Annotated in this window: 19 protein-coding genes; 8 read left to right on the top strand and 11 right to left on the bottom strand. The window is 72.7% G+C overall.

The window, feature by feature from the left end:
- Positions 1 to 10: 10 nt before the first annotated feature.
- Together ulaA and OO63_RS05660 are read right to left on the bottom strand one after the other, a co-directional pair.
- Positions 11 to 1,594, bottom strand: a complete 1,584-nt coding sequence (gene ulaA / locus OO63_RS05655; RefSeq protein ID WP_030358207.1) for a PTS ascorbate transporter subunit IIC — start codon at positions 1,592 to 1,594, stop codon at positions 11 to 13.
- A gap of 16 nt (positions 1,595 to 1,610) precedes the next feature.
- Positions 1,611 to 2,453, bottom strand: a complete 843-nt coding sequence (locus tag OO63_RS05660; protein WP_030358208.1) for a PTS sugar transporter subunit IIAB — start codon at positions 2,451 to 2,453, stop codon at positions 1,611 to 1,613.
- 157 nt (positions 2,454 to 2,610) lie between these two features.
- On the opposite strand from OO63_RS05660, the gene OO63_RS05665 reads away from it, so the two are divergent.
- Positions 2,611 to 3,405: an SDR family NAD(P)-dependent oxidoreductase gene (locus OO63_RS05665; RefSeq protein ID WP_030358209.1), complete on the top strand. Its 795-nt coding sequence runs from the start codon at positions 2,611 to 2,613 to the stop codon at positions 3,403 to 3,405.
- Positions 3,406 to 3,425: 20 nt separating this feature from the next.
- On the opposite strand, the gene OO63_RS05670 is transcribed toward OO63_RS05665, so the two are convergent.
- Together OO63_RS05670 and OO63_RS05675 are read right to left on the bottom strand one after the other, a co-directional pair.
- Positions 3,426 to 4,544, bottom strand: coding sequence for a hypothetical protein (locus tag OO63_RS05670; RefSeq protein ID WP_397622155.1), 1,119 nt, complete (start codon positions 4,542 to 4,544; stop codon positions 3,426 to 3,428).
- Positions 4,545 to 4,609: 65 nt separating this feature from the next.
- The gene (locus tag OO63_RS05675; protein WP_030358211.1) at positions 4,610 to 5,764 is read right to left on the bottom strand and encodes an epoxide hydrolase family protein; all 1,155 of its coding nucleotides are present in this window, start codon (positions 5,762 to 5,764) and stop codon (positions 4,610 to 4,612) included.
- Between the two features lie 341 nt (positions 5,765 to 6,105).
- Between OO63_RS05675 and OO63_RS05680 the strand changes: the two genes are divergently transcribed.
- The gene (locus OO63_RS05680) at positions 6,106 to 6,903 is read left to right on the top strand and encodes an arylamine N-acetyltransferase family protein (RefSeq protein WP_033263830.1); all 798 of its coding nucleotides are present in this window, start codon (positions 6,106 to 6,108) and stop codon (positions 6,901 to 6,903) included.
- A gap of 204 nt (positions 6,904 to 7,107) precedes the next feature.
- Complete coding sequence (locus OO63_RS05685; RefSeq protein WP_106983326.1) at positions 7,108 to 8,466, top strand: GNAT family N-acetyltransferase; 1,359 nt, start codon at positions 7,108 to 7,110, stop codon at positions 8,464 to 8,466.
- Here OO63_RS05685 and OO63_RS05690 read toward each other — a convergent pair.
- The 6 genes from OO63_RS05690 to OO63_RS05715 form a co-directional block, all read right to left on the bottom strand.
- Positions 8,450 to 9,118, bottom strand: coding sequence for a fused DSP-PTPase phosphatase/NAD kinase-like protein (locus OO63_RS05690; protein WP_030358214.1), 669 nt, complete (start codon positions 9,116 to 9,118; stop codon positions 8,450 to 8,452). The two genes, OO63_RS05685 and OO63_RS05690, sit on opposite strands and share 17 nt — an antisense overlap.
- A gap of 333 nt (positions 9,119 to 9,451) precedes the next feature.
- Entirely contained in the window at positions 9,452 to 10,369 is a 918-nt protein-coding gene (locus OO63_RS05695; protein WP_030358215.1) for a hypothetical protein, read from the bottom strand.
- Positions 10,366 to 12,993 (bottom strand): PEP/pyruvate-binding domain-containing protein, encoded by a 2,628-nt coding sequence (locus OO63_RS05700; protein ID WP_051810575.1) that lies wholly within the window; start codon positions 12,991 to 12,993, stop codon positions 10,366 to 10,368. The genes OO63_RS05695 and OO63_RS05700 overlap by 4 nt, the downstream gene beginning before the upstream one ends.
- A 276-nt stretch (positions 12,994 to 13,269) precedes the next feature.
- A complete protein-coding gene (locus tag OO63_RS05705; protein WP_234311145.1) occupies positions 13,270 to 13,947 on the bottom strand; it encodes a hypothetical protein in 678 nt (225 codons plus the stop codon).
- A gap of 23 nt (positions 13,948 to 13,970) precedes the next feature.
- Positions 13,971 to 16,202: an MMPL family transporter gene (locus OO63_RS05710; protein ID WP_030358218.1), complete on the bottom strand. Its 2,232-nt coding sequence runs from the start codon at positions 16,200 to 16,202 to the stop codon at positions 13,971 to 13,973.
- 312 nt (positions 16,203 to 16,514) lie between these two features.
- On the bottom strand, positions 16,515 to 16,901 hold the full coding sequence (locus OO63_RS05715) for a PPOX class F420-dependent oxidoreductase (protein WP_030358219.1): 387 nt from the start codon (positions 16,899 to 16,901) through the stop codon (positions 16,515 to 16,517).
- Positions 16,902 to 17,164: 263 nt separating this feature from the next.
- On the opposite strand from OO63_RS05715, the gene OO63_RS05720 reads away from it, so the two are divergent.
- Positions 17,165 to 17,797 carry an RDD family protein gene (locus OO63_RS05720; protein WP_051810576.1) on the top strand — a complete coding sequence of 211 codons (633 nt, stop codon included), beginning with the start codon at positions 17,165 to 17,167 and terminating at the stop codon, positions 17,795 to 17,797.
- A gap of 141 nt (positions 17,798 to 17,938) precedes the next feature.
- Here the strand turns inward: OO63_RS05720 and OO63_RS05725 are convergent, their stop codons facing one another.
- Positions 17,939 to 18,832: an NAD(P)-dependent oxidoreductase gene (locus tag OO63_RS05725; protein ID WP_030358221.1), complete on the bottom strand. Its 894-nt coding sequence runs from the start codon at positions 18,830 to 18,832 to the stop codon at positions 17,939 to 17,941.
- Positions 18,833 to 19,007: 175 nt separating this feature from the next.
- Here OO63_RS05725 and OO63_RS05730 point away from each other — a divergent pair, with 175 nt between their 5' ends.
- The 4 genes from OO63_RS05730 (at position 19,008) to OO63_RS05745 (ending at position 22,476) form a co-directional block, all read left to right on the top strand.
- Complete coding sequence (locus tag OO63_RS05730) at positions 19,008 to 20,042, top strand: GlxA family transcriptional regulator (RefSeq protein WP_051810577.1); 1,035 nt, start codon at positions 19,008 to 19,010, stop codon at positions 20,040 to 20,042.
- Between the two features lie 55 nt (positions 20,043 to 20,097).
- A complete protein-coding gene (locus tag OO63_RS05735; protein WP_033263831.1) occupies positions 20,098 to 20,862 on the top strand; it encodes a class I SAM-dependent methyltransferase in 765 nt (254 codons plus the stop codon).
- A 90-nt stretch (positions 20,863 to 20,952) separates the two neighbouring features.
- The gene (locus tag OO63_RS05740; protein ID WP_030358224.1) at positions 20,953 to 21,363 is read left to right on the top strand and encodes a tautomerase family protein; all 411 of its coding nucleotides are present in this window, start codon (positions 20,953 to 20,955) and stop codon (positions 21,361 to 21,363) included.
- Between the two features lie 96 nt (positions 21,364 to 21,459).
- A complete protein-coding gene (locus tag OO63_RS05745; RefSeq protein ID WP_030358225.1) occupies positions 21,460 to 22,476 on the top strand; it encodes a DUF5954 family protein in 1,017 nt (338 codons plus the stop codon).
- The last annotated feature ends 206 nt before the right edge of the window (positions 22,477 to 22,682 follow it).

A 22,682-nucleotide genomic window follows, 5' to 3' on the forward strand; every position in this document is an offset into this window, starting at 1 on the left:
CCGGCGGTCCTCAGCCGTCCTGCCCGGGCGGCGGCGGAGGCTTGGGCGCGCCCGGCGGCGGGGCGATCTTCGCGTACGTCGCCGTCGGGCCCGCCCCGGCGTCCGCCCCGCCGTCGCCCCCGGTGCTCGTGGCGGGCGCCTGGCCGAGGAGCGCGTCGCGCCGGGCCCCGGGGTCCCAGCCGGTCTCCACCACCCGCTTCTGCATGACGACGGCGCCCGCCAGGACCACCGCGCCGATCACCAGCATCAGGACCGCGCCGACCACCGTCCCCGCCTTGGCCGCGTTGCCCACCAGCGAGCCGAACCAGCCGAAGTCCGCGTCGCCGAACGTGGTGTTCTCCTTGCCGAAGGCGCCCAGGACATTCAGGAGCAGCGCGGGCAGGAAGGTGATGAGCACACCGTTCAGGAACGCGCCGACGACCGCGCCGCGCCGCCCGCCCGTCGCGTTGCCGTAGACCCCGGCCGCGCCGCCCGTGAAGAAGTGCGGCACGAGACCGGGCAGTACGAGCGCGAGGCCGAAGGCGGGCTCGAAGATCCAGGCGAGCAGGCCGAGGCTGATCAGACCGCCGACGAAGCTGGAGATGAAGCCGATGAGAACGGCGTTCTGCGCGTACGGGAAGACGATCGGCGCGTCCAGGGACGGCACCGCGCCGGGCACGACGCGGTTGGCGATCCCCTGGAAGGCGGGCACCAGCTCGCCGAGGATCGTCCGCACGCCGAAGAGGATGACGGCGACGGCGATGCCGAACTGCAGGCCCTGCATGACCGATTGCATGATGTACGCGCCGACGTCGGGCGCGGCGGGGCCGCCGTCGACGGCGAACGCCTTGAACGCGCTCTCCTTGCCGACCTTCGCGAGGAAGACGAGCGACATGATCAGGTAGATGAGGACCATGGACAGGGCCGTCGCCACCATGGAGTCACGCAGGAAGCGCAGGCCCTCCGGCAGCTTCATGTCCTCCGTGGACCGGCTGCGGCGCCCGACGACCTGCCCGGTCGCACCGGCGACGACGTACCCCGCGGTCCCGAAGTGCCCGATCGCGACGGTGTTGTTGCCGGTGACGCGCTTCGTCCAGGGGTGCGCGAAGGCGGGCATCGCGACCAGCATGATGCCGAGCAGCACGCCGCCGACGACGACCACGACCCAGGAGCGCTGCCCCGCGGTCGCGAGCACCATCGTCAACAGCGTGGCCATGAACAGCATGTGATGGCCCGTCAGGAAGACGTAGCGCAGCGGTGTGAAGCGGGCGAGGACCAGACTGACGGCGAAGCCGAGGATCATCAGCCAGGCGACCCGCGAACCGTACTCGGCCTGGGCGATGCCGACGATGGCCTCGTTCGTCGGGATCACGCCGTGCGCGCCCGTCGAGCCCTGGATCATCTCGCCGAGCGGGGCGAGCGCGGCCACGACGAGCCCGGCGCCCGCGCCGATCAGGAGGAAGCCGAGGGTCGCCTTGATCGCCCCGCCGAGCACCTGGCCCGCCGACTTGCGCAGGGCGATCAGGCCCGCTGCGGTGATCAGCCCGATCAAGTACGCGGGCTGGCTGAGGATTTCGTTGACCAGGAACTTCGCTACGGAGACCAGCCAGTCCACAGCGCTCCCCCTCTTTCTAGACGTCGTAGGTGTCCCGCAGGACCCGATCGGCCTCGGTGGTCGAGGTGAAGTCGTCGACGACCCGCACGGGGACGCCCACGTCGCCGAGGGTCTTGGCGATCTCCCGGGAGGTGAGGATGGCGACGGCCTCGGACGCCTTGCCCTTGGCGGAGATGGTGTCGGTGGCCTCGACGGTGACGTACCGGCTCCAGCCCCAGCGGTCCAGGACCTGCTCCAGGGTGTTCTTCAGGAAGAGGCTGGTGCCGAGGCCGTTGCCGCAGACGGTGAGGATCTTGTGCACGGCGGGCCCGGCGGCGGCTGCGGCCACGGGCGCGGAGGCGGCGGCTCCGGCTCCGGCCTCCGAGGCAGCCCCGGGCTCCCCCGACTCCCCCGACTCCCCCGACTCCCCCGACTCCCCCGCGAGGATCGCCCGCACCGCCCCCGGGGTCGGCGCCACCCGCAGGGCCTCCGTCGTCTCCGGGTCCGCGAGCAGCCGGGCCAGGGACGCCATCGCCTCGGTGTGCGCGGAGGCGTCCTCGGCTGCGAGGGCGACGACGAGGCCGACGGGGTCGTTCGTCTCGTGCCCGAACTCCACCGGCCGAGCGAGCCGCACCCACGCCATGCCCGTCCGCAGCACCGCGGGCGAGGGCCGCGCGTGCGCGAACGCGAAGCCGGGGGCGACGACGATGTAGGGGCCGCTGTCGACCACGGTCCTGATCATCTCCGCCGTGTACGCGTCCGTGCTGCTGCCCGTCGCCACCAACAGCTCGCCCGCGGCACCGATCGCGGCACGCCAGTCCTCGGCCGCCACATCCAGGCGGATCGCCTCGACGGGCAGGAGATCGCTCACAGACACCATGTGGTTGATCGTTTCACAGACCTCCCGCGGCGGCAGGGGCCGCGGCGCCGAACGGCGCACCCGTTCGCATGCGCAGGGTGCGCGGCGCGCCGCTGCGGGAGGATGACCCACGGCAAGGAAAGCGCTCGACACCACGACGAAAGAGAAGGTGCACCCCGTGTTGATCGACCTCGTCGGAAAGTCGGCCCTGGTCACGGGCTCGACCCAGGGAATCGGAGCCGCGATCGCTGCGGGCCTCGCCCGCGCCGGAGCACGCGTCTCGGTGAACGGACGGACGAAGGACTCCGTCGAATCGGCCCTGGAGCGGCTGCGTGCCACGGACCCGGAAGCGGACCTGGTGGCGGCCCCGGGCGACATCACCACCGACGACGGCCTGGAACAGGTGCTCACCGCGCTGCCGCGGACGGACATCCTCGTCAACAACCTGGGCATCTTCGGGGCCGTGCCCGCCCTGGACATCTCCGACGCCGAGTGGCGCCGGTACTTCGAGGTGAACGTGCTGGCCGCGGTGCGGACCACGCGTGCGTACCTGCCGGGGATGAAGGAGCGCGGCTGGGGCCGGATCCAGAACATCGCCAGTGACTCGGCCGTCGTCGTCCCCGCCGAGATGATCCACTACGGCATGTCCAAGACCGCGCTCCTTTCGGTCTCCCGTGGCTTCGCCAAGGAGGCCGCGGGCACCGGCGTGACCGTCAACTCCGTCATCGCGGGACCCACGCACACCGGCGGCGTGGAGGACTTCGTGTACGAGCTGGTCGACCGGAGCCTCGAATGGGACGAGGCGCAGCGCGAGTTCATGCGCCTGCACCGGCCCCAGTCCCTGATCCAGCGGCTCATCGAGCCCGAGGAGATCGCGAACATGGTGGTCTATCTCAGTTCGCCGCTCGCCTCGGCGACCACGGGCGGCGCGGTCCGGGTGGACGGCGGATACGTCGACTCGATCCTGCCCTGACCGCGCCCCGGGCGCCGTGGTCAGCGCGTCTCGGAGGCCTTCCGCAGCGCGGTGATGCAGGTGTTGATGGCCTGCTGGAGCTCCTCGAGGCGCTGGACCATGTCGTCCTCGTAGATGTCGTCGAAGTCGACGGCGTCGTCGAGGGTCAGCTCCTCGAAGACCTTGGTGGCCTTCTGCAGGCTGCTGTAGAACTTCGTGCGCCGCTCCTGCACGCGCAGTTCGGGGTCGGCCTCGACGGTCTCGGCGACGAGGTTCTTCACCGTGCCGTACGCCTCCGCGGCCCACTCGCCCGCCTCTTCGGAGTCGTCAAGATCGTCGATGAGGGACAGGTGCCGCTCGGCCTCGGCGCGCAGCGCGGCGGGGGCGTCCAGGGTCTGCCCGGCGGGCGTGCGGATCTGGCCCTCCTCGGCGACCTTGCGCACGTACTCGATGCGGTCCGCGGCCCTGGTCTCGCCCGCGACGGCCTTCTTCAGCTCGTCGGTGCGGGCGATGTCGCGGGCCAGCTCGGTCTGGAGGGCCGGGTCCTCCTTGAGGCGATCGAGCAGCGCGTGCCGGGCGGCCTGGGCGGTGGAGGGGTCGGCGAGGATCGCGGCGCGCAGCGCGGTGGGGTTCTCGGCGACCTCCAGGGCCTTGGTCGGACGGATGCCCTCCGCCTCGGCGGCGGCGGTGATCGCGGTGCCGCGCGCGGAGGTGGCGCTGGAGCGCGGCACGTAGTAGGTCAGCCAGACGTCGGCGTCGGGGAGTTCGACGTCGCCGCCGGGCGTCAGCGCCTCGAAGTGCGGCACGAGGCCGTCGTCGGCGGCCTTGTCCCAGGCCTTGTAGTAGCGCATGACGCGGTCGGCGGAGCACCCGGCGAGCTCGGCGAACTCCTTCGCGGAGACCTTCGGCGTGCCCTCGGCGGGCTGCCCGCCGGGCCGCACGCTGCGGGCCACCTTCAGGCCGAAGGTCCAGCCACCGGTGCGGGCGTAGGCGCCGAAGTCGCGGGCGTCGCGCTCCACGAGTTCCCGAGTGCCGACCGGGTCCGCTTGCCGGTGGTCGGCCGGTACGGCGGCTTCGGGCACGACGATGGCTACGCTCACTGATGACGCTCCGGGATGGGTCACAGGCTGCCAGGAAGCAGCAGGAAACGGAACGTACATCCTATATCGGCCCTCGCGCTCCCGGGCCCCTTCCGGGGCCCGGGAGCGCGGCCGCCGGACGAGCCCTAGTCGGTCTGCCTCAACGGACCGAAGAACGCCCGCAGTTCGGCGGCGACCTGGTCGGGCTCCTCGTGCGCCATGAAGTGCCCGCCGCGCTCCGGCGTGTTCCAGTGGCGCAGGTCGGCGAAGACGCGCTCGGCGAGGCTCTTCGGGTAGTCCCTGAACGCCGGTTCGTTGCTGAGGGTGACGGCGGCGGGCACGGTGACGCGCGGCACCCGCTTGTTCAGGTGGTAGTCGTAGTACTGCCGGAAGGACGAGCCGATGCTGCCGGTGGCCCAGTAGAGCGTGGCGACGGTGAGGAGGGTGTCCCGGTCCCAGCGGCGCGCGACGTCTCCGTCGCAGTCGCTCCAGTCGCGGTACTTGTCGACGATCCACGCGAGCAGCCCGGCGGGCGAGTCCATGAGCGCGGCGGCGACCGTGTCGGGCCGGGTGCACATGATCTCGCTGTAGCCCTGGTCCCCGATGTCGTACGCGGCGAGCGCGTCCAGGTACGTCTGCTCCGCGGGCGTCGGCGGCTCCTTCTCGAAGTCCGCGCTCACCACGGCGGACGTGATGTGCACTCCGGCGACGTGCTCCGGGTACAGCGCGCCGAGCCACTGGGTGACGCCACCGCCGATGTCGCCGCCGAACGCCCCGTAGCGGTCGTAGCCGAGGGTCCCGGTCATGAGGGAGTGCCAGGTCTCGGCGACTCCCCGGCGGGTGAACGGGCCCTGCGGCAGGCCGGAGTAGAGGAATCCGGGCAGGGACGGCACGACCACGTCGAAGGCGTCGGCGGGGTCGCCGCCGTGGGCGGCGGGGTCGGCGAGACGCCGGGCGACGTCCAGCATCTCCACGAAGCTGCTCGGCCAGCCGTGGCTGAGCACGAGGGGCAGCGGCGCGGGAGCGCCCTCGGGCCGCCGGGCGCGCAGATGGATGAAGTGCAGCGGGGACCCGGCGACTTCGGCGACCTGGTGCGGGAACGCGTTGAGGGCGGCCTCGGCGGCGCGCCAGTCGAAGCCGTCGGCCCAGTACGCGACGAGGTCGCGCAGGTACGCCGGGTCGGTGCCCGCCGCCCAGGAGGTGGCGTCGGACGCGGTGGTGAAGCGGGTGCGGGTCAGTCGTGCGCGCAGGTCGCTGAGGACGTCGTCGGGCACGGCGATCCGGAAAGGCGTGACAGTCATGGGTTCCTTCGCTCAGGAGTGCTTCGATGCGATGACATGCGATGCCTGGGCCGGTGCGGGCCAGGCGGGGCGCTCCTGCGCGGTGTCCGTACGGTTCAGACGCGTACGGCGGTCAGGAGGGCCCGGGCTGTGGTGCGGTCGGCTGAGTGCTCGCGCATCGGGTCACCTCCTTCTGTGGGGCACGCGCGGGTTCGGCACCGCGCGGCGTGGACCGACTATACCCACCGGGCGGCGGCGCGGGCCATGGGGATCGGCGGCACCTTGGACCTAGGTCCCGGGACGGGGGCCCGCCCCACCCGCGGTCGGTGGCCGCACCGGCGGGCCACGGCGAGACTTGCCCCATGGATACCGCCCGGACAGCCGCCTATCTGCGCCGCATCGGCGCCGACCGCCCCGCAGCCGCGACCTCGTCGGCCCTGCGCACGCTGCACCTCGCCCATCTGCGCAGCGTCCCCTTCGAGAACCTCGCCATCCACCTCGGCCAGGAGGTGGAGCTGACGGAGAAGGACCTGGTCGCGAAGGTCGTCGACGAACGCCGCGGCGGGTTCTGCTACGAACTCAACGGCGCCTTCGCGGCGCTGCTCACCGCGCTCGGCTTCGAGGTCACGCTGCTCCAGGCCCGGGTGTACGGGGACGAAGGACGCCCCGGCATCCCGTACGACCACCTGGCACTGCGGGTGCGCACCGACGACGGCGGGGACTGGCTCGCCGACATCGGCTTCGGCACCCACAGCCACCTCCCGCTCGACCTCGCCGAGCGCGGGGACCAGGACGACCCCGGCGGCACGTTCCGCGTGGTGGAGACCCCCGCCGGCGACCTCGACGTCCTCAAGGACGGCAAGCCGCAGTACGTCCTCGACCGACGCCCGCGCGAGCTGGCCGACTTCACGGCAGGGGCGTGGTACCACCGCACGTCCCCGAAGTCCCACTTCACCCGGTCCACGGTGTGCACGCTGGTCACGGAGACGGGCCGGGTCACCCTCAGCGGCAACAAGCTCACCGTCACCACAGGCGAGCAGCGGGACGTCACCGAACTGGCCACCGACGCGGAGATCCTCGCGGCGTACCGGACGCACTTCGGGATCGCCCTGGACGAGGTGCCGCAGGTGGCGGAGCCGGTCCGCGTCGGCGGGCGCTGACCGGTCTGGCGGGACCCACCCGGAGGACGATCTTCCGGGTGGGTCCCGCACGGCCGCCCGGCGTCCTGTGACAAGACACGGGGCCGCTCGGCCGAACACGCGGTGCCCCCTTTGTCCAGCCCTCTTGGCGAGAGTCGAACGCGGATGCTGGCGGTGACGTTCATCGCGGCATGCGCGGCCTTTCCGGACGTAGGCTGCTGCACTGTGAAGACACACATACCTTTCGAACGGCTGCACAACTTCCGTGACCTGGGCGGCCATGTCACTGAGGACGGCCGTGCGGTGCGCTGGGAGCAGGTGTACCGGTCCGACTCGCTGAGCAAGCTGCGGGGCGCCGACTGGGACCGCTTCCTCGCCCTGGGTGTCCGCACCGTCATCGATCTGCGCCAACCGTCGGAGATCGAGGCGAAGGGCCGGGTGCCCGAGCACCCCACGTTCACCTACCACCAGCTGAACACCGAGCACCGCCCCCACTCCCAGCCGTCGCCGGGCCCCGACGCGCTGCTGATTCCCCACCTCCGCGAGCGCTATCTGGCGATGGCCGAGGACGGCGCGAAAGAGCTGCGCCGCGCCCTCGAAGTGCTCGCCGACGACGGCTCGGGCCCGGTGGTCTTCCACTGCGTGTCCGGCAAGGACCGGACCGGCCTGCTCGCCGCTCTCCTGCTCGCCCTGCTCGGCGTGCCCGAGGCCGACATCGTCGAGGACTACGCCCGGACCGAGCTCGCCACGGACCGCTTCCTCGCGGACTGGCGCGCCGAGCACCCGGGGGGCGAGCAGCCCTGGCTCGGCTTCGGGCGCGCGCCCGCCGACGTGATGCGCCTCTTCCTCGTGGAGATGTCCGAGCGGTACGGGTCCGTGCGCGCGTACGCCGAGCGACTCCTCGGCGCCGACGCGGAGTTGGTGGCCGCGCTGCGCCGCAACCTGCTCGAACCGGAGGCGGGGCGCGAGCTGTCGTTCCGGCGCGCCGACGAGTCCGACGCCCCCGTGCTCGTACGGCTGCGGGACGAGGCGGCCCGCTGGCAGATCGCGCAGGGCATCGCGCAGTGGAAGCCGGGCGAGCTGGGCGAGGAGCACTTCAGGGCGCGGCTCGCGGACAGCGAGATCTGGATCGCGACGCTCGGCCCGGACGGGCCGGTCGCGGGCGCCTGGGAGCTGTGGTGGGACGACCCGGCGGCGTGGGGCCCGCAGCCGCCCACGGCCGGGTACGTGCACCGGCTGATGACCGACCGCCGGGTCGCGCCGCCCGGCACCGGCCGCCGCATGCTGGAGCACGCCGAGCGCCGCGTCCGCGCCGCGGGGCGCAGCCTGTGCCGCCTCGACTGCCGCGCCAACAACCCGCGGCTGCGGGCGTACTACGCCGCCGCGGGCTTCGAGGTCGTCGGCGAGCAGCCGTCGAGGGACGGCGGTGTCGGCGGGCACTTCGCGGCGACGCTGCTGCAGAAGCGGGTCCGCGAGGACGAGCGGCGGCTCGGCGAACGCGCGGCCGACGGCGGGCAGTTGGCGGCTGACGGCGGTGCGGAGCTGTTCCGCGGCGGCGCGTGGCGGCTCAAAGCGACGCTTTGATCCTGCGGGGCGCGTCGGCGAGCCGGCTGACCAGCGAGACCACGCTCGGCGGCTGCCGGCTCGCGTCCCGGTCGGCGCTGAGCACGTAGTAGATCTGCTCCAGCGAGGGCGGGCCCACGGCGACCGTGCGCAGCGCCGCCTGACGGGGCGTCGCCTGCCCGGTGCGGACCAGGTAGGCGGCGGTCATCGAGCCGGTGCGCCCGACACCCGCGCCGCAGTGCACGAAGACCGGGCCGCGCGCGTCCGCGACGACGCGCAGGAACCGGTCGACCTGGCGGCCGTCGGGGGTCTGGCCGTCCCGGATCGGCATGCGGACGACGTGCAGTCCTGCGCGCTTCGGCTGCGCGAGCGCCGCGGCGCCCAGGTCCTCCGCGCGCAGGTCCACGACGGTGTGGATGCCGTGCGCGACGAGCGCGCGGTAGCCCGCCTCGCTGGGCGCGGAGCCGCGCCACACTCGGTCGTCGACCTGCTGGAAGTGCCGGATGCCCGCCAACTCGCCGTCTTCCGGAGCGTGTTCACCCGCCCACGCCGACACGGCGAGCACGCCGAGGGCCGAGGTGAGCCAGAAGACGGTGTAGCCGAGGACGCACAGGCCGACGGCCTTCAGCGTCCGGCGGGCGAGGGGGCGGCGGGGCGTGACTCCGTCGCGCACTCTGGCCCCGGCGGCCCGCGCGGCGGCGAGCAGCGCTGCGGCGCGGGCCGAGAGAGTCCCGGACGGCGGCGGGGGCGGCGAAGAGGAAGCGGGTGCGGAGGGCCGGGGAGAGGGCGCGGAAGACAAGCGGTCACCACCTGATGGGGTACGCGACGGGCGCACCCCAGCACGGGACGGGGAGGAAACGCAGACGCCTTTCAGGCTACCCGCGCGCGAGGGGTCCCGGGACCGCGTACGACCGCCCCACCGGGCTCAAACGCCTCTCCAACTTGCCCTGCTCTCACGGGAGTTGACCCTCACGTGAACTTCACAGGGCACCGCCCCTCCGGCCTCTCACCGCTCCCGACGGGCCGGTTCCACCTGGCTCTCGCCCAGGACCCGTGCGCGGGTGCGGTGGGCCGTCGCGTCGGTCAGGCAGCCGCTGAGGCGCATCACGTCGTGGTCGGAGAGGGCGGGGCGGATCACTCCGGCCCAGACGTCCGTGTCGAGGCGGGTCAGCGGGGCCCGCACGTTGAGGGCGGCGGTCGAGCGGCGGCACGACTCCCACAGTTCACGCGCGGCCAGGGCGCGGGCGCGTTCGTCGTCGGTGCCGCGCACCTCGACCCGGTACACGAGGGTGGTCGCGGCCGAGCCCGCCGCCTTGCCCGGGCGGGTCTGCGTGGCGTCGGACAACGTGTCCACCAGGAGGCTGAGGAGCAGCCCGCACGCCGCGACCACGACGGTCAGCAGGAGCGTCCGCGCGACACGAGGGCGCGGCACGGCGGGCCGGGCCTCCAACTCCGGCGCCCGGCCCAGGAGTTCGTGCGGCGGCGCGGCCAGTGCGGTGAGGCGCCCGGCGAGCCTGCGCTCCGCGCCGGGCCTCGCGGTGGCCGCCGAGATCCGCTGCACGACCCAGGCGACACCGGACAGCAGCACCCCGGCCGCCATCAGGACGGGCACGAAGACGTACGTGCGGTGGGCGCCGTCGGGCGCGGGCGGCTCCAGCCAGCGGAACCGCGTGCCCTCTTGCGGTCCGGAGTCCCGCAGCCGCCGCCACACCTCCTCGGTGCGCTCCCCCGTGTCGGCGATCCTGCGCTCCAGGCGGCCGATGCGGCTCAGGAGCAGCGCGCAGACGAGCAGCCCCTCGACGACCAGGAGCAGCACGCCGCAGATCAGGGCGCGCTGCCACTCCCAGCGGGTGAGGTAGACGACGCTGTAGGTGGCGGCCGCGGCGGCGGTGAGGCCGCCGAGGAGATAGCTCACGTACTTCATGACGCCAGGCCCTCCCGGTAGTCGGGGCAGTCGGGCGGGACGGGTCCCCGCACGTCACCATCACAGCCGTCGCCACCGTCGCCGCCGTCGCGGGAGCACGGCGGCACGCCGGGTCCGGCGCCGGTCCTGGAGGCACCGCCGCCCCGCTCGACGGACCCTGCTCCGGACCTGGTGGCACCGCTGCCGCGCTCGACGGACCCTGCTCCGGACCTGGTGGCACCGCCGCCCCGCTCGACGGAGCGCGCGCCGGCCCTGGAGGCGCCACCACCCCGCTCCACGGAACCCGCTCCGGTCCTGGAGGTGCCGCCACCGCGCTCGACGGAGCCCGCGCCGGCCCTGGAAGCCCCGCCACCCCGCTCGACGGAGCCCGCGCCGGCCCTGGAAGCCCCGCCACCCCGCTCCACGGACTGCCTGCCGACGGATTCCCTGGCGCCGGGCTCTGCACCGCCCTGCCCCGCGCCGAGCGCCTCCGTTCCGCTCGCGTCGGCGCCCACGGCGTCCACAGTGTCCCCGAGATCCACGGAAGCCACTGGATCCACTGGATCCGCCACGGCCGTCACCCGCACCACGTCCACCTCCCCCGTCCCCCCGTCCACGGAGAGCCGCGTCCCCTCCGGGAAGCGGTCGAGGGCGTCGGGGACGCCCACCGCCGTGGGCACCCGGTACTCGCGGGCGAGGACGGCGAGGTGGGACAGGACGCTGCCGGTCTCGGCGACCAGGCCGGTGAGTCCGGGCAGCAGCGGTGCGTGGACCGGGTCGAGGGTGCGCACGACCAGGACCGGGTGCCGGGGCGGCGCGCCCGTTCCGTGCCAGGCGGTGCCGGAGCCGAAGCCGCCGCCCGCGCCCTGGCCCGGGCGCTTGCCACGGCCCCGCCCCGGTTCGGGCACCGGACACCCGTCGGCGAGGCGGAAGGCGGCGGGCAGGGCGGGGCGGTGCGGGCGGGGAAGGCGTTCGGGCAGGTCGGCGGGGAGGCCCGCACCGTCGCTCGCGGCCGTCAGCTCGGTCCAGCGCAGCAGGGCCACGCGGGACGGATCGTCGATGAGCCCGGCGGCCGTGAAGCGGCGGGCTGTCTCGCGCACCATGGCGGCCTGCATCTCCTGCACCCAGCGCACCCGCAACCGCAGCCCCTCACGGGCAGGCAGGGCCGCCGTGCCGCGCGGCACCCCGGCCCACGCGGTGCTCGCGGGCAGCGGCGGGCGCGGGCCGAGCGAGGGCGGCAGCAGGGACAGGAGCACGGGATGCCGGGCGACAAGACGCGCGTCGTCGGGTTCGGCGGCGCGCGCCTCGGACAGGACCGCCAGGGCCTCACCGACAGCGGTGGCACCGGAATCGTGCGCCAACAGGGCTCCGGCGAGGGACTCCTGGGCGTGCAGCGACGCCAGGACCGTACGGCCCCAGGACACGGCGGCGAACAGCCGTCCGCTCAACATCTCCTCGGGCGGCGGCAGTTCGCTCAAGTACCGGTCCACGTCGGCCATGAGGTCGACGGCGAGCATCGGCAGGGCGGCACGCAGGCGCCCGGTCCGCCAGGCCGCGGCGGCGCGGCGGGCGCCCGGGGCGGGGTTGAGGAAGCCGAGGAAGGCGCTGCCGGGCCCGCGGGCCGGGGCCGCCCCGAGCAGGCGCAGGTCGGCGGCCGCACGCCCGTCGACCGTGGTGACGACGGGCAGTCGGCGCAGTTGCCCGCGCGGGGCGGAGCCGGTGAGGTCGAGGGCGAGCGTCAGGCCGTACGACATGGGGGCGAGCCACAGGTCCTCCTCCAGCGGCTGTACGACTGCGGGGAAGGTCTCGGCGACCGGGCCGGGGCCGAGCAGGCGGGCGCCGCGGGGCGGGGCCGTGGGCATCGCCGTGATGGGGCGGGTCTGGAACAGCCACAGCCGGTCGTCGGCGTCGAAGCCGAACTCGATGTCCTGCGGGCCGCCGAACTCCCGCTCGGCCAGGCGTGCGAGGCGCACCAGACGGCGCAGCCTGCCGCGGTCGAGGAGGCGGCTTCCGCGCGGCTCGGCGGGCTCGGTGCGGACCAGGCGTGCGTGGCGGGTGAGGTGGTGGCGGACGCCGTCGGCGCTGCCGTCGACCAGCCGGTCGGGGCCGCCGGGCACGGCGCTGACGAGCACCCGGTCGTACCGCCCCGTGAGCGGGTCCGCGCCGAACATCACCCCGCCGACGACGGCCCGCACCATGGGCTGCACCAGGACGGCCATGTCCGCGCGGGCGGCGCCGTCGTCCCCGTGGTCCGGCACCTGCCGTACGGGGACACGGTGCGCGGAGCGGAGCACCCGTCGCACGGCGTCGGTGAACGCGTCCCAGCCGTGCACATCGAGGACCGTCTCGAACAGGCCCGCCAGGGACGACTCGGCGCCGTCCTCGTGCGCGGAGGACGACCGCACGACGAGCGGCCGCGCACCTTGGTCGCTCAACTCGTCCCAGGCGCGCCGCAGTTCACTCTCGCCGTGGTGCGCTTCAGGGTCCGCTGCCGCGGCCGCCACCACGAATCCGGGCAGCACCGGCAGGCCCGCTCCCGCGGCCCGTGCCAGATGTGCCGCCTTCGTCCCCGCGATCCGGACGTCCTGTGCCCGTCGGGCATCCAGAGCGACCACCGCGAGCCGGTCCCCGTCGACCCCGATCATGGTCAACCTCCTCCGCGCGACCGCGCCCCCGGGCCCTCGCCCGCGGAGCACGCGACACCGCTGACCGCGGGACGTAGGGCCTGGCAGCCGGGCTGAAAACGGTCCAGCCCTTAGCACGGACGCGTGTCGTCACGGCGAAGTTGACTTCACGGACACACGAATCGAGCCGAATCGCCTTTTCGGTGCCGTTCCTTGCCGTTCCTTGCCGTTCCTTGCCGTTCCTTGCCGTTCCTTGCCAAATCCGCGCCCTTCAGCGCGATTCGGGGCCTATCAGGGTCAGTCCCGCCCGGCTCGGAGGTGGTCGAGCACGAGGCGGCCGCGCGGCGAGAGGCGGTAGCCGACGTCGAGGCTCTCGGTCAGGCCGCGGTCCTTCAGCTTGCGCACGTCGGCCTTGAAGGGGAGCGTCTCGCGGCCGAGGCGCGCGGCGAGGTCGGCGGCGCGGACGGCGGGGTGCGCGGCGACGATCTCGAGGGTGGCGGTGGTCCACGGGCCGTGGCCGCTGCGGGCGTCCAGGCGGGCGAGGGAGGTGGCGACGGCGTCCAGGTCGGCGGCGGACAGGTCCGTGTCCTCGCGCAGGCCGATGCGGGGGTCGGTGCCGACGTGGCGGAGGGTGACGCGGTAGAGGGTGCGGTCGGCGCCGGGGCGCTGGTCGGCGAGGAGGCTCGCGCGGTCGGCGTATCCGGCGCGGCGGGCGTCCCGGTCGCTGACGGCACTCTCCTCGAGGGCGTCCACGGCGTCGACGGCGAGTACGCCGACGGCGGTACGCAGCTGGGTGCCGGGCCGGACGGCGGGCCTGACCCAGCGCCGGAACGCCAGGTCGACATCGCCGGCGGCGATCTTGGCCAGGGCGTCCTGGGTGAACAGCACGGGCACCTCCGAGGTCGCGCCGAGGACAGTCTCCACCAGCGGGGCCGCCGGCGCACAGCAGAGCGGCCCGGTGACCGAGAAGGTCACCGGGCCGCCCCGTCACTACAGGGTCAGCGCACGCGCTGCAGCTCGCGCTCGGGGTCGCTGTACGGCGCGGGTCCGCCGTTCACGTCACCGAGCTGCTTGTGCAGCTTCTCGCCCTCCACGTCCACGTTCGGGAGGATCTTGTCGAGCCAGCGCGGCAGCCACCAGGCGGACTTGCCGAGCAGGGCGAGCACCGCGGGCACGATCGCCATGCGGACCACGAAGGCGTCGAAGAGGATGGCCGACGCGAGGCCGAAGCCCATCATCTTGATCATGTCGTCGTTCTCCATGATGAAGCCGGAGAAGACGCTGATCATGATGACTCCCGCAGCGGCGACGACGCGACCGCTGTGCGTGAAGCCGGTCACGATGGCCTCGCCCGGGCGGGCCCCGTGGACGTACGCCTCACGCATACGCGTCACGAGGAACACCTCGTAGTCCATCGCGAGACCGAACACCACACCGATCATGAAGATCGGCATCATGCTCATGATCGGGCCGGGCTGGTCGACGCCGAAGACGTCGGCGAGGTGACCCTGCTGGAAGACCGCCACGACCGCGCCGAGCGCCGCGAGGACCGACAGGAGGAAGCCGAGGGCCGCCTTCAGCGGGACCAGGACGGAGCGGAAGACCAGCATCAGGAGCAGGAAGGCCAAGCCGACGACGAGAGCCAGGTACGGGATCAGGGCGTCGTCGAGGGTCTGCGAGAAGTCGATCGTCATGGCCGTGGAGCCGGTGATCAGGACCTCGGAGCCGGTCTTGGACTCGACGCCGCTGATGTCCGAGCGGATCTTCTTGACGAGCTTCTCGGTGTCGGCGTCGCTCGGGCCCGTCTTCGGCACGACCGTCATGGTCGCCGTGTCGTCCGCCTTGTTCGGTGCGGCCGGGGTGACGTTGACGACGCCGTCGAACTTCTTGAGCGCCTCGCCGACGTCCTTCGCGGCGGCACCGGCGCCCTTGCCGTCCTTGTCGACGACGACCGTGAGCGGGCCGTTGAAGCCCTTGCCGAAGGAGTCCGACAGCATGTCGTACGCCTTGCGCTGGGTGGTGTCCGTCGCGAACGTGCCCTCGTCGGGCAGGCCGAGCTCCAGCTTGGCGGCCGGGGCCGCGATGGCACCGAGGCCGACGACGGCGAAGAGCAGCACGATCAGCGGACGGCGCAGCACGAACCGGGCCCAGCGGGTGCCGAGCTTCGGCTTGCCGTGCGGGTCGGTGTGCGGGGTGCCGAACGGCTTCTTGCGGTCCTTGCGGCGCAGCACCTTGCGGCGGCCGAAGCCGAGCAGCGCCGGGATCAGGGTGAGCGCGATCAGCACGGCGATCACGACCGTGCCGGCCGCGGCCATACCCATCTTGGTGAGCAGCGGGATGTTGACGACCATGAGGCCGGCGAGCGCGATGACGACGGTGAGTCCGGCGAAGACCACGGCGGATCCCGCGGTTCCGACGGCGCGGCCGACCGCGTCCTCGGGTTCGCGTCCTTCGGCTATCTCGGCTCGGTAGCGGGACACGATGAACAGCGCGTAGTCGATGCCGACCGCGAGACCGATCATCATCGCGAGCGTCGAGGTGGTGCTGGAGAGCTCCAGGGTGCTGGCGAGCGCCGTGATGCTGGAGATGCCGATGCCCACGCCGATGAGGGCGGTGAGGATGGGCATGCCCGCGGCGATCATCGAGCCGAAGGTGATGAGCAGGACCACCGCGGAGACGCCGATGCCGATCAGCTCGGCGCTACCGCCCATGCTCTGCTCGGTCTTGACGGCGTCACCGCCCGCCTCGACGGTCAGGCCGTCCTTGCGGGTGTCCTTGAGGAGCTTCTCGAGCGCGTCCTTGTTCTTGTCGCTCAGCTCCGTGCCGGTGTCCGTGTAGGACACGGTCGCGTAGACGGTGGTCTTGTCCTTGCTCACGGCACCCGTCTTGAACGGGTCGTCGACCTTGGAGACCTTCGCGCCCTTGCCCAGGGCGGCGACGAGCTTGTCGACCTTCGCCTTGTTGTCGGTTGCGGTGATCTTCTCACCGTTCGGAGCGCGGACCACTACGCGTGCGGTGGCACCGTCGGACTTGGTCTGGGGGAAGCGCTCGTCGAGCAGGTCGAAGGCCTTCTGCGACTCCGTGCCGGGCATGGAGAACGTGTCGGCAGGTGCCTTGGGAGCTGCCGAGGCGGCGAAGCCGGCGCCTACAAAGAGCAGCACCCATATGAGCGCCATCCACCAGCGCCGTCTGAACGCGAGACGGCCCAGCTTGTAGAGGAACGTAGCCACGGCGAAAGAGACCCCCGTCGGGATTGGCAGGCAAGGGTGACCATCCGGCGGCACGTTGATGCTCGTCGGTACAGGTCTTCAGGTTCCCCTCTATCGTGCCGTCCGGTCGGGGCCCGGAAGTCAGACTGCGGGCCGGACTATCGGCCCACGACCGGTGTAGTCCTGGCAGGGCCCCCTCATCCTCGGGTAGGAGACGCACAGAATCGGTGTAGGTCTCATGTACCAATGCCGCCGAAGTGGTGTGATCTGCGTCTCTCGGGCATCAACTTGCCCGCATTGCGCCCCAATTCGGGACAGAGGCCACGTCTTTGATCACGGAACGAGGACGATGCGGATACCCACGGTGCCGCGGACCCCTCTGCGCAGCCTGCTGCCGAGCAGGACCAGGACCCCTGAGACGCCGTACTTCCGTGCGATGAGTCTGCGGTAACGCGCTGTCGTCGCCGCGTCACAGATTTCGGCGGTGGCCGGAACCTGGGCACCCGTCGGCTTGCCACGCAGGTCGCAGGGACCGACGAGAACGTCCGTGCGACGGCGGATCCGCTTCACCTTCCAGCTGTCCGTGACCGTCCAGATGCCGAGCGCGTCCCCGTCCCGCACCACCCAGACCGGCGTCGGGACTCCCGTGCCGTCCTTGCGGTAACTGGTGACCAGCAGGTACTTGCCGTCGGCGAGGCGGTCGAGCCGCGTGGTGTCCATGGCCGGAGTCTAGGGAGGGGGCCTCCGGAGGACGCCCTGCCACGCGCGGAGCGCGCGCGGAGCGAAGCCACCGATCCGCGCCTCACGCACGTCGCGCGCGCTCCGGTACGCCGGTCGCCCCGGAGTCATGTTGACGCTTCCGCAAGGGAGTTGGACGAAGGGAGTGTCCTGGGATCGTCTCAACTGACCGGCTGCGCAGGACGTCGGTGTTGCTACCGTGATGCGCACTCAGACCGGGGGGCAGCAGTCTTGGGGGATCATCTGTGCCGAAGTTCCGCCGTCTCGGCGCCTGGCTCATCGACTTCGCTCTGGTGGCGGCGGCGGCCTCGGGCCTCGCCGTCCTGACCTTCAACCGCATCTCGGCACTCATCACCGACGTGCCCGAGCTGGCGACCAAAGGAAGCTGGCACTTCGTCAAGTCCGGGGGCGACGCCCAGGGAGCCGCCGACAAGATGGTCGACTCGCTCTGGAACGACGCCGTCGGCTACCTCCAGCAGGGCTTCCTCGCCCTGATCGTGCTCACGTTCCTCTACCAGTGGCTCACGCTGAATTTCACCGGCCGCACCCTTGGCAAGGCCCTGATGGGGCTGCGCGTCACCCCGCGCACGCCCTCGCGCACAGCGCTCCGGGCGGCCGTCACCACCTCGGCCGACGTCGCGGTGTACGCCCTCGCGTGCTGCATGCTGGTGCAGGGCTGGCTCTTCCTGTCCGTCCTGTGCTGGATCGCGGCGGTCGCCCTGTTCCTCCTGAACGTGTTCCCGGTGCTCTCGCGCTCCTCGCGCTCGCTGGCGGACCGGCTCGCCGGTACGTCGGTGGACTCCCCCGGATTCGGCGGTCTGCCCTCCGCCCGGCGTGCACCCGACCAGCCCCGACCGGACCTCACGCGGAGCTGGTGAACGGTGGCGGCGTCGGCCCTTCCGAGCCGACGCCACACCGTGTTCCGCGCTCCCGGTCGCCGCCGTCACCGTGTTCCAGGCTCCCGGTCGCCCACCGTCGTGGGCCCGCGCGCCCTCGGCGCCTAGTCGTTCGCCCTGCGCCTAGGCGTGCGTCCCGCCCTTCCCCCGCATCACCTCGATCACGCTCGCGTAGCTGTCCCCGCCGTGCCCCGCCGCCTTCGCCTGCTCCATCCCGGCCTTCAGCAGCTCCGGCAGCGCGTTGTCGACACCCCGGTCGGCCGCCGCGTGGATGAGGTGGTCGATGGTCGCGATCTGCACGTCCACGGTCGCGTCGTCGCCCGGGTAGTGACCCTCGTCCACCTGCGCCGCGTACCGCGTGAGGAAGCCGCTCACCGCGCCGCCGAGCCAGCGGTTCGCGAGGACGGTGTACTCCGTGGCGGCCACCTGGTCGGCGCCGACGAGCGCCGTGCCGTGCAGCCAGCCGTTGAACGTGGCCCACATCAGACCGAGCAGCGCGGCGTCGTACAGCGAGGCGACCGCCGGGTCCGTGCCCAGGAACAGCGCGTCGCCGAGGACGTCCAGGGTCTCCTTGTGCGCGGTGAAGGTGTCCTGCGAGCCGCTGTAGAGGAACATCATGTCCGGGCTGCCGACGCCGGGCGGCGTGGTCATGATGGCGCCGTCGAGGTAGGTGGCGCCCCGCGCCGTTGCCCAGTCCCTGAAGTCACGGGCCTGCTCCGGCGATCCGGAGGTCACGTTCACCAGGGCGCGGCCCGCGAACCGGTCGGCGACCGGGTCGAGCACCGTGTGCAGCGCGTCGTAGTCGAGGACGCAGGCGATCACCAACTCGGCCGCGGTCACCGCCTCCTCGGGCGTCGCCGCGACCTGCGCGCCGCGCTCGGCGAGCGCCTTGGCCTTCTCCGGCGAGCGGTTCCAGACCGTGGTGGGGTGGCCGCGCTCCAGGAAGGCGGCGGCCAGGGCCGTGCCCATGTTGCCGAGTCCGATGACGGTCACGGGGGCGCGTCGTTCTGCGCTCATTGCGTCGTAACTCCTAGAAGATCCGCCTTCAGGCGGCTGATCACGTTGATCACGTAGGACCACCTTCGCAGCGCACCGGAGGCCACGACAGTGACGGTGGTGACGGTGGTCACCAAATTCCTGCCAGCCCGGCGGACGTCCTATCCTCGCCCGCATGAGCGCTGGAACCGTCGCGGTGGTCGTGACCGAGGAGATCGGGGTCCCGTCGTGGGACCTGTACGAACTGAGCATCCCGTGCACGGTGTTCGGCAAGCCCCAGCCGGATCTGGCCGACACCTGGTACGACCTCCGGCTGTGCGGCATCAGCGGCGGCGAGGAGGGCGGCGCGGCGCCGTCCGGCTTCTCGCTGCGCACCCCCTACGGCCTCGACGACCTCGTCGGCGCGGACACCGTCATCGTGCCGTCGGTGCCCGACGCCTGCGTCGACGAGGGCGCGCCGATGCCACCCGGCCTCGTCGACGCGCTGCGCCGCGCCCACGCGGCGGGCGCCCGCATGGTGTCGCTGTGCACCGGCGCCTTCGCGCTCGCCGCCGCGGGCATACTCGACGGCCGCAGGGCCACCGCGCACTGGATGCACACGGCCCAGCTCGCCGCCCGCCATCCGCGCGTGGAGGTCGACGACTCGGTCCTGTACGTGGACGACGGCGACGTCCTGACCAGCGCGGGGCTCGCCGCAGGCCTCGACCTGTGCCTGCATCTCGTACGCCGCGACCTCGGCGCGCACGTCGCCAACCAGCTGGCCCGCCGCATGGTGGTGGCCGCCCACCGGCCGGGCGGGCAGGCCCAGTTCATCGACCTGTCGGTGCCCGCCACGGACGACGCGGGGCTGAGCCCGGTCCTGGAGTGGGCCCGGGAGCGCCTCGACCAGCCGTTGACGGTGACAGATCTGGCGCGCCGCGCGGCGATGAGCCCGCGCACCTTCTACCGCCGCCTCCAGGCCGCCACCGGCACGACCCCCCTCCAGTGGCTCCTCAACCAGCGCCTGGCCCGCGCCCAGAGCCTCCTGGAGTCCACCGGCCTTCCCGTCGAGAAGGTCAGCGAACTCAGCGGCCTCGGCACGGCGAACAACCTCCGCCACCACTTCCTGAAGCAGGTCGGGGTGTCCCCGAGCGACTACCGCCGCGCCTTCCCGCAGCCGGACGCCGCTGTCCCGCAGCCGGGTCCTGCCTCTCCCAAGTCCGCTGCGGCCGTGCCGCCACTTCCCGTCTGACCTGGGATTTCCTGCGTACCACCGATATTCTTGGCCCCTTGCGAAAGGGGTTCGGATGGACCGGAACATACGCACCGTGGACGACGTACTGAAGCTCCTCGACGGGCTGTTCGCGCCGCAGGCCGACCGCTGGACCGCGGACGCGGCCGACTGGTGGGACGGCTTCTACGCCGACCGGTCCAAGCCGGTGCCGTTCTTCGTCGCGAAGCCCGACGCGAGCCTCGCCTCGTACGTCGAGCGCGGCCTGATCCGGCCGGGGCGCGCCCTCGACCTGGGCTGCGGACCGGGCCGCAACGCCCTGCACCTGGCCGCGCTCGGCTTCGAGGTGGACGCCGTCGACGTGTCGCCCACCGCGCTCGCCTGGGCCGAGGAGCGCGCCCGCGAGGCCGGGGCCGCGGTCCGCTTCCACCTCGGCGACGCGTTCGCACTCGGCCCCGCCGCGCTCGGCGGGCCGTACGACCTGGTCTACGACTCGGGCTGCTTCCACCATCTGCCGCCGCACCGCCGCGTCAGCTACCTCGCCCTGCTTGAGCGCGCGCTCGCGCCCGGCGGCCACTTCGGCCTCACCTGCTTCGCCGCGGGCGCCATGGGCTGCGAACTCCCCGACGCCGACCTCTACGGCGGCTCCGGACTCCAGGGCGGCCTCGGCTACACCGCGGAGTCGCTCCGCTGGATCTTCTCCGACCTCACCGAGGTCGAGCTGCGCCGCATGCGCGACGAGCCGCCCGAGTCCGCGCACTTCGGCGAACCGTTCCTCTGGACGGGGCTGTTCCGCAAGGACGCCCCTGACGGCTCCCCGCAGGACACTCAGGGCGCCTAGGGCCCCTCGACCCCGCCCCGGTCCCGGTCCCGGGGAAGCCGACTGTACCTACTAGTCTGTACAGCAGCGACAAGCGAGAGGAACACCGCCATGCCTTTTGTCCGTATCGACGCCCTGGAGGCCGGCCCGGACCGCCTCGACGCCCTCGGCAGAGCCGTGCACGACGCGCTCGTGGAGACCATCGGCATCCCGGCCGACGACCGGTTCCAGGTCCTGAGCGGCCACAGCGGCGGGGGCAGCACGCTGCGGTACGACGACTATCTCGGGGTGCGCCGCGACAGCGGCATCGTGTACGTGGCGATCACGATGCGCTCCGGCCGCACCCCCGACCAGAAGCGGGCCCTCTACCGGCGGATCGCCGAACTCGCCCACGCCTACGCCGGTACCGAGCCGCGGAACGTGTTCGTCACCGTGACCGAGAACGAGTCGATCGACTGGTCGCTCGGCGACGGAGTGGCGCAGTACGCGCGGGAGCCGCGCCGGAGCGAGGGCCCCCTATAGGGCACGCCGGTCCCCCGCGCGCGGCATTCGACCACTTCGTCATGCTCCCGCGTGACGCGGCCCGCGCGGGACGGCGCGAGTCGGGACAATGCACACATGCCTGACGACTGGAAGCGGCAGATCGACGCGCTGCACAGCGACTTGGTCCGCCGTGACGACCCGGCCGCATGGGTCAGCGAGGCCGACGCGGTGGACGCTTCGTACCTGTACCCACAACTGGCCGTGCGCGGGCCGGTCTTCGGGCTCGCCGCCCGGGAGACCGGCGCCGGGCAACCCTGGCGGCTGCTCGGCGACGTCACCGAGGGCACACCCCAGCAGGCCCGGGACGGCCTCAACTCCCTGCTGTGGTTCAAGGCGAAGGACGACACCGAGGACCGCGAGCAGCGGCGCGCGCTCCTCGCGGCCGTGACCCGGCTCGAACGCGAACCGGTCAACGAGGTCACCGTGCTCGGCACCCGCTACCGCATCGTCCGCGGCGACGAGTTCGCCCGCGCCGGCGAGGACGGCCTCGAACCGCCCCGCCCCACCGACCCCGAGCCGGCCGACGCCTCCTGGGAGGACCGGCCGAGCCCGCCCTCGCAGGACGTGGGCTTCGCCCTCGGCCCCAACAGCACCGAGGGCCTGATGGCGGGGGCGCTGCGCATCGCCCTGCGCGGCTTCACCTACTCCGGCGGCCACCTCCCCGCCGCCCTCCGCGAGGACTCCGAACGGGCCGCCCGGGACTATCCGGAGGTCGTCCTGCTCCCGGTCAGCTTCGGCGTCGCGGAACGCCGCGGCGAGCGGTGGCGCCCCCGCGGCGCCCTCATGCCCACCCCGCACGACGCGCGGCGGCTCCTCGTCCACGGCATGACCGAGCTGTGGCCGATCCTGTACGACTTCGACGCCGCCGAACGCGCCGAATTCCGGAGCGCCGCCGAGGAGTTCAAGTCGGCCGGACGCGCCAACCAGATCGTCGTGCGCGACCGCTGCTTCCGCATCTGCCGCGTGGAACGCATGGTCAGGGTCGGCAGCGACGGACCCGAGTCGGCACGCCCCTCCGACATGGAGACGACGGAGCCGATGAAGCTGCACCCGACGATGGATGAGGACGGGGTCATCCACTACGACGACTGAGGGCAGACGCGACAGGCAGACAACAGACAGCAGACAGCAGACAGCAGACAGCAGACAGCAGACAGCCAAGGAAATCTGTCAGCAGTCGGCGTTCGCCGTCCGGGCGACCGGACATGTGTGTGTACGAGGCACCGGTGCGGGGTAGCGGTTCGGGCGTCGCCCGAGCCGCTGCCCCGGGTTGCGGCGCTTGCCCCGCTTCTGGTTCC

The sequence above is a fragment of the Streptomyces alboflavus genome, from assembly GCF_000716675.1.
Classification (GTDB): domain Bacteria; phylum Actinomycetota; class Actinomycetes; order Streptomycetales; family Streptomycetaceae; genus Streptomyces; species Streptomyces alboflavus.

What these genes read in the sequence shown, in the direction of transcription:
- OO63_RS05740 (WP_030358224.1), top strand. Translation starts at nt 20,953, where the DNA reads ATGCCTTTTGTCCGTATCGACGCCCTGGAGGCCGGCCCGGACCGCCTC.
- OO63_RS05695 (WP_030358215.1), bottom strand. Translation starts at nt 10,369, where the DNA reads ATGAAGTACGTGAGCTATCTCCTCGGCGGCCTCACCGCCGCCGCGGCC.
- OO63_RS05715 (WP_030358219.1), bottom strand. Translation starts at nt 16,901, where the DNA reads ATGGACACCACGCGGCTCGACCGCCTCGCCGACGGCAAGTACCTGCTG.
- OO63_RS05725 (WP_030358221.1), bottom strand. Translation starts at nt 18,832, where the DNA reads ATGAGCGCAGAACGACGCGCCCCCGTGACCGTCATCGGACTCGGCAAC.
- OO63_RS05745 (WP_030358225.1), top strand. Translation starts at nt 21,460, where the DNA reads ATGCCTGACGACTGGAAGCGGCAGATCGACGCGCTGCACAGCGACTTG.
- OO63_RS05670 (WP_397622155.1), bottom strand. Translation starts at nt 4,544, where the DNA reads ATGTACGTTCCGTTTCCTGCTGCTTCCTGGCAGCCTGTGACCCATCCC.
- OO63_RS05675 (WP_030358211.1), bottom strand. Translation starts at nt 5,764, where the DNA reads ATGACTGTCACGCCTTTCCGGATCGCCGTGCCCGACGACGTCCTCAGC.
- OO63_RS05660 (WP_030358208.1), bottom strand. Translation starts at nt 2,453, where the DNA reads ATGGTGTCTGTGAGCGATCTCCTGCCCGTCGAGGCGATCCGCCTGGAT.
- OO63_RS05680 (WP_033263830.1), top strand. Translation starts at nt 6,106, where the DNA reads ATGGATACCGCCCGGACAGCCGCCTATCTGCGCCGCATCGGCGCCGAC.
- OO63_RS05700 (WP_051810575.1), bottom strand. Translation starts at nt 12,993, where the DNA reads ATGATCGGGGTCGACGGGGACCGGCTCGCGGTGGTCGCTCTGGATGCC.
- OO63_RS05735 (WP_033263831.1), top strand. Translation starts at nt 20,098, where the DNA reads ATGGACCGGAACATACGCACCGTGGACGACGTACTGAAGCTCCTCGAC.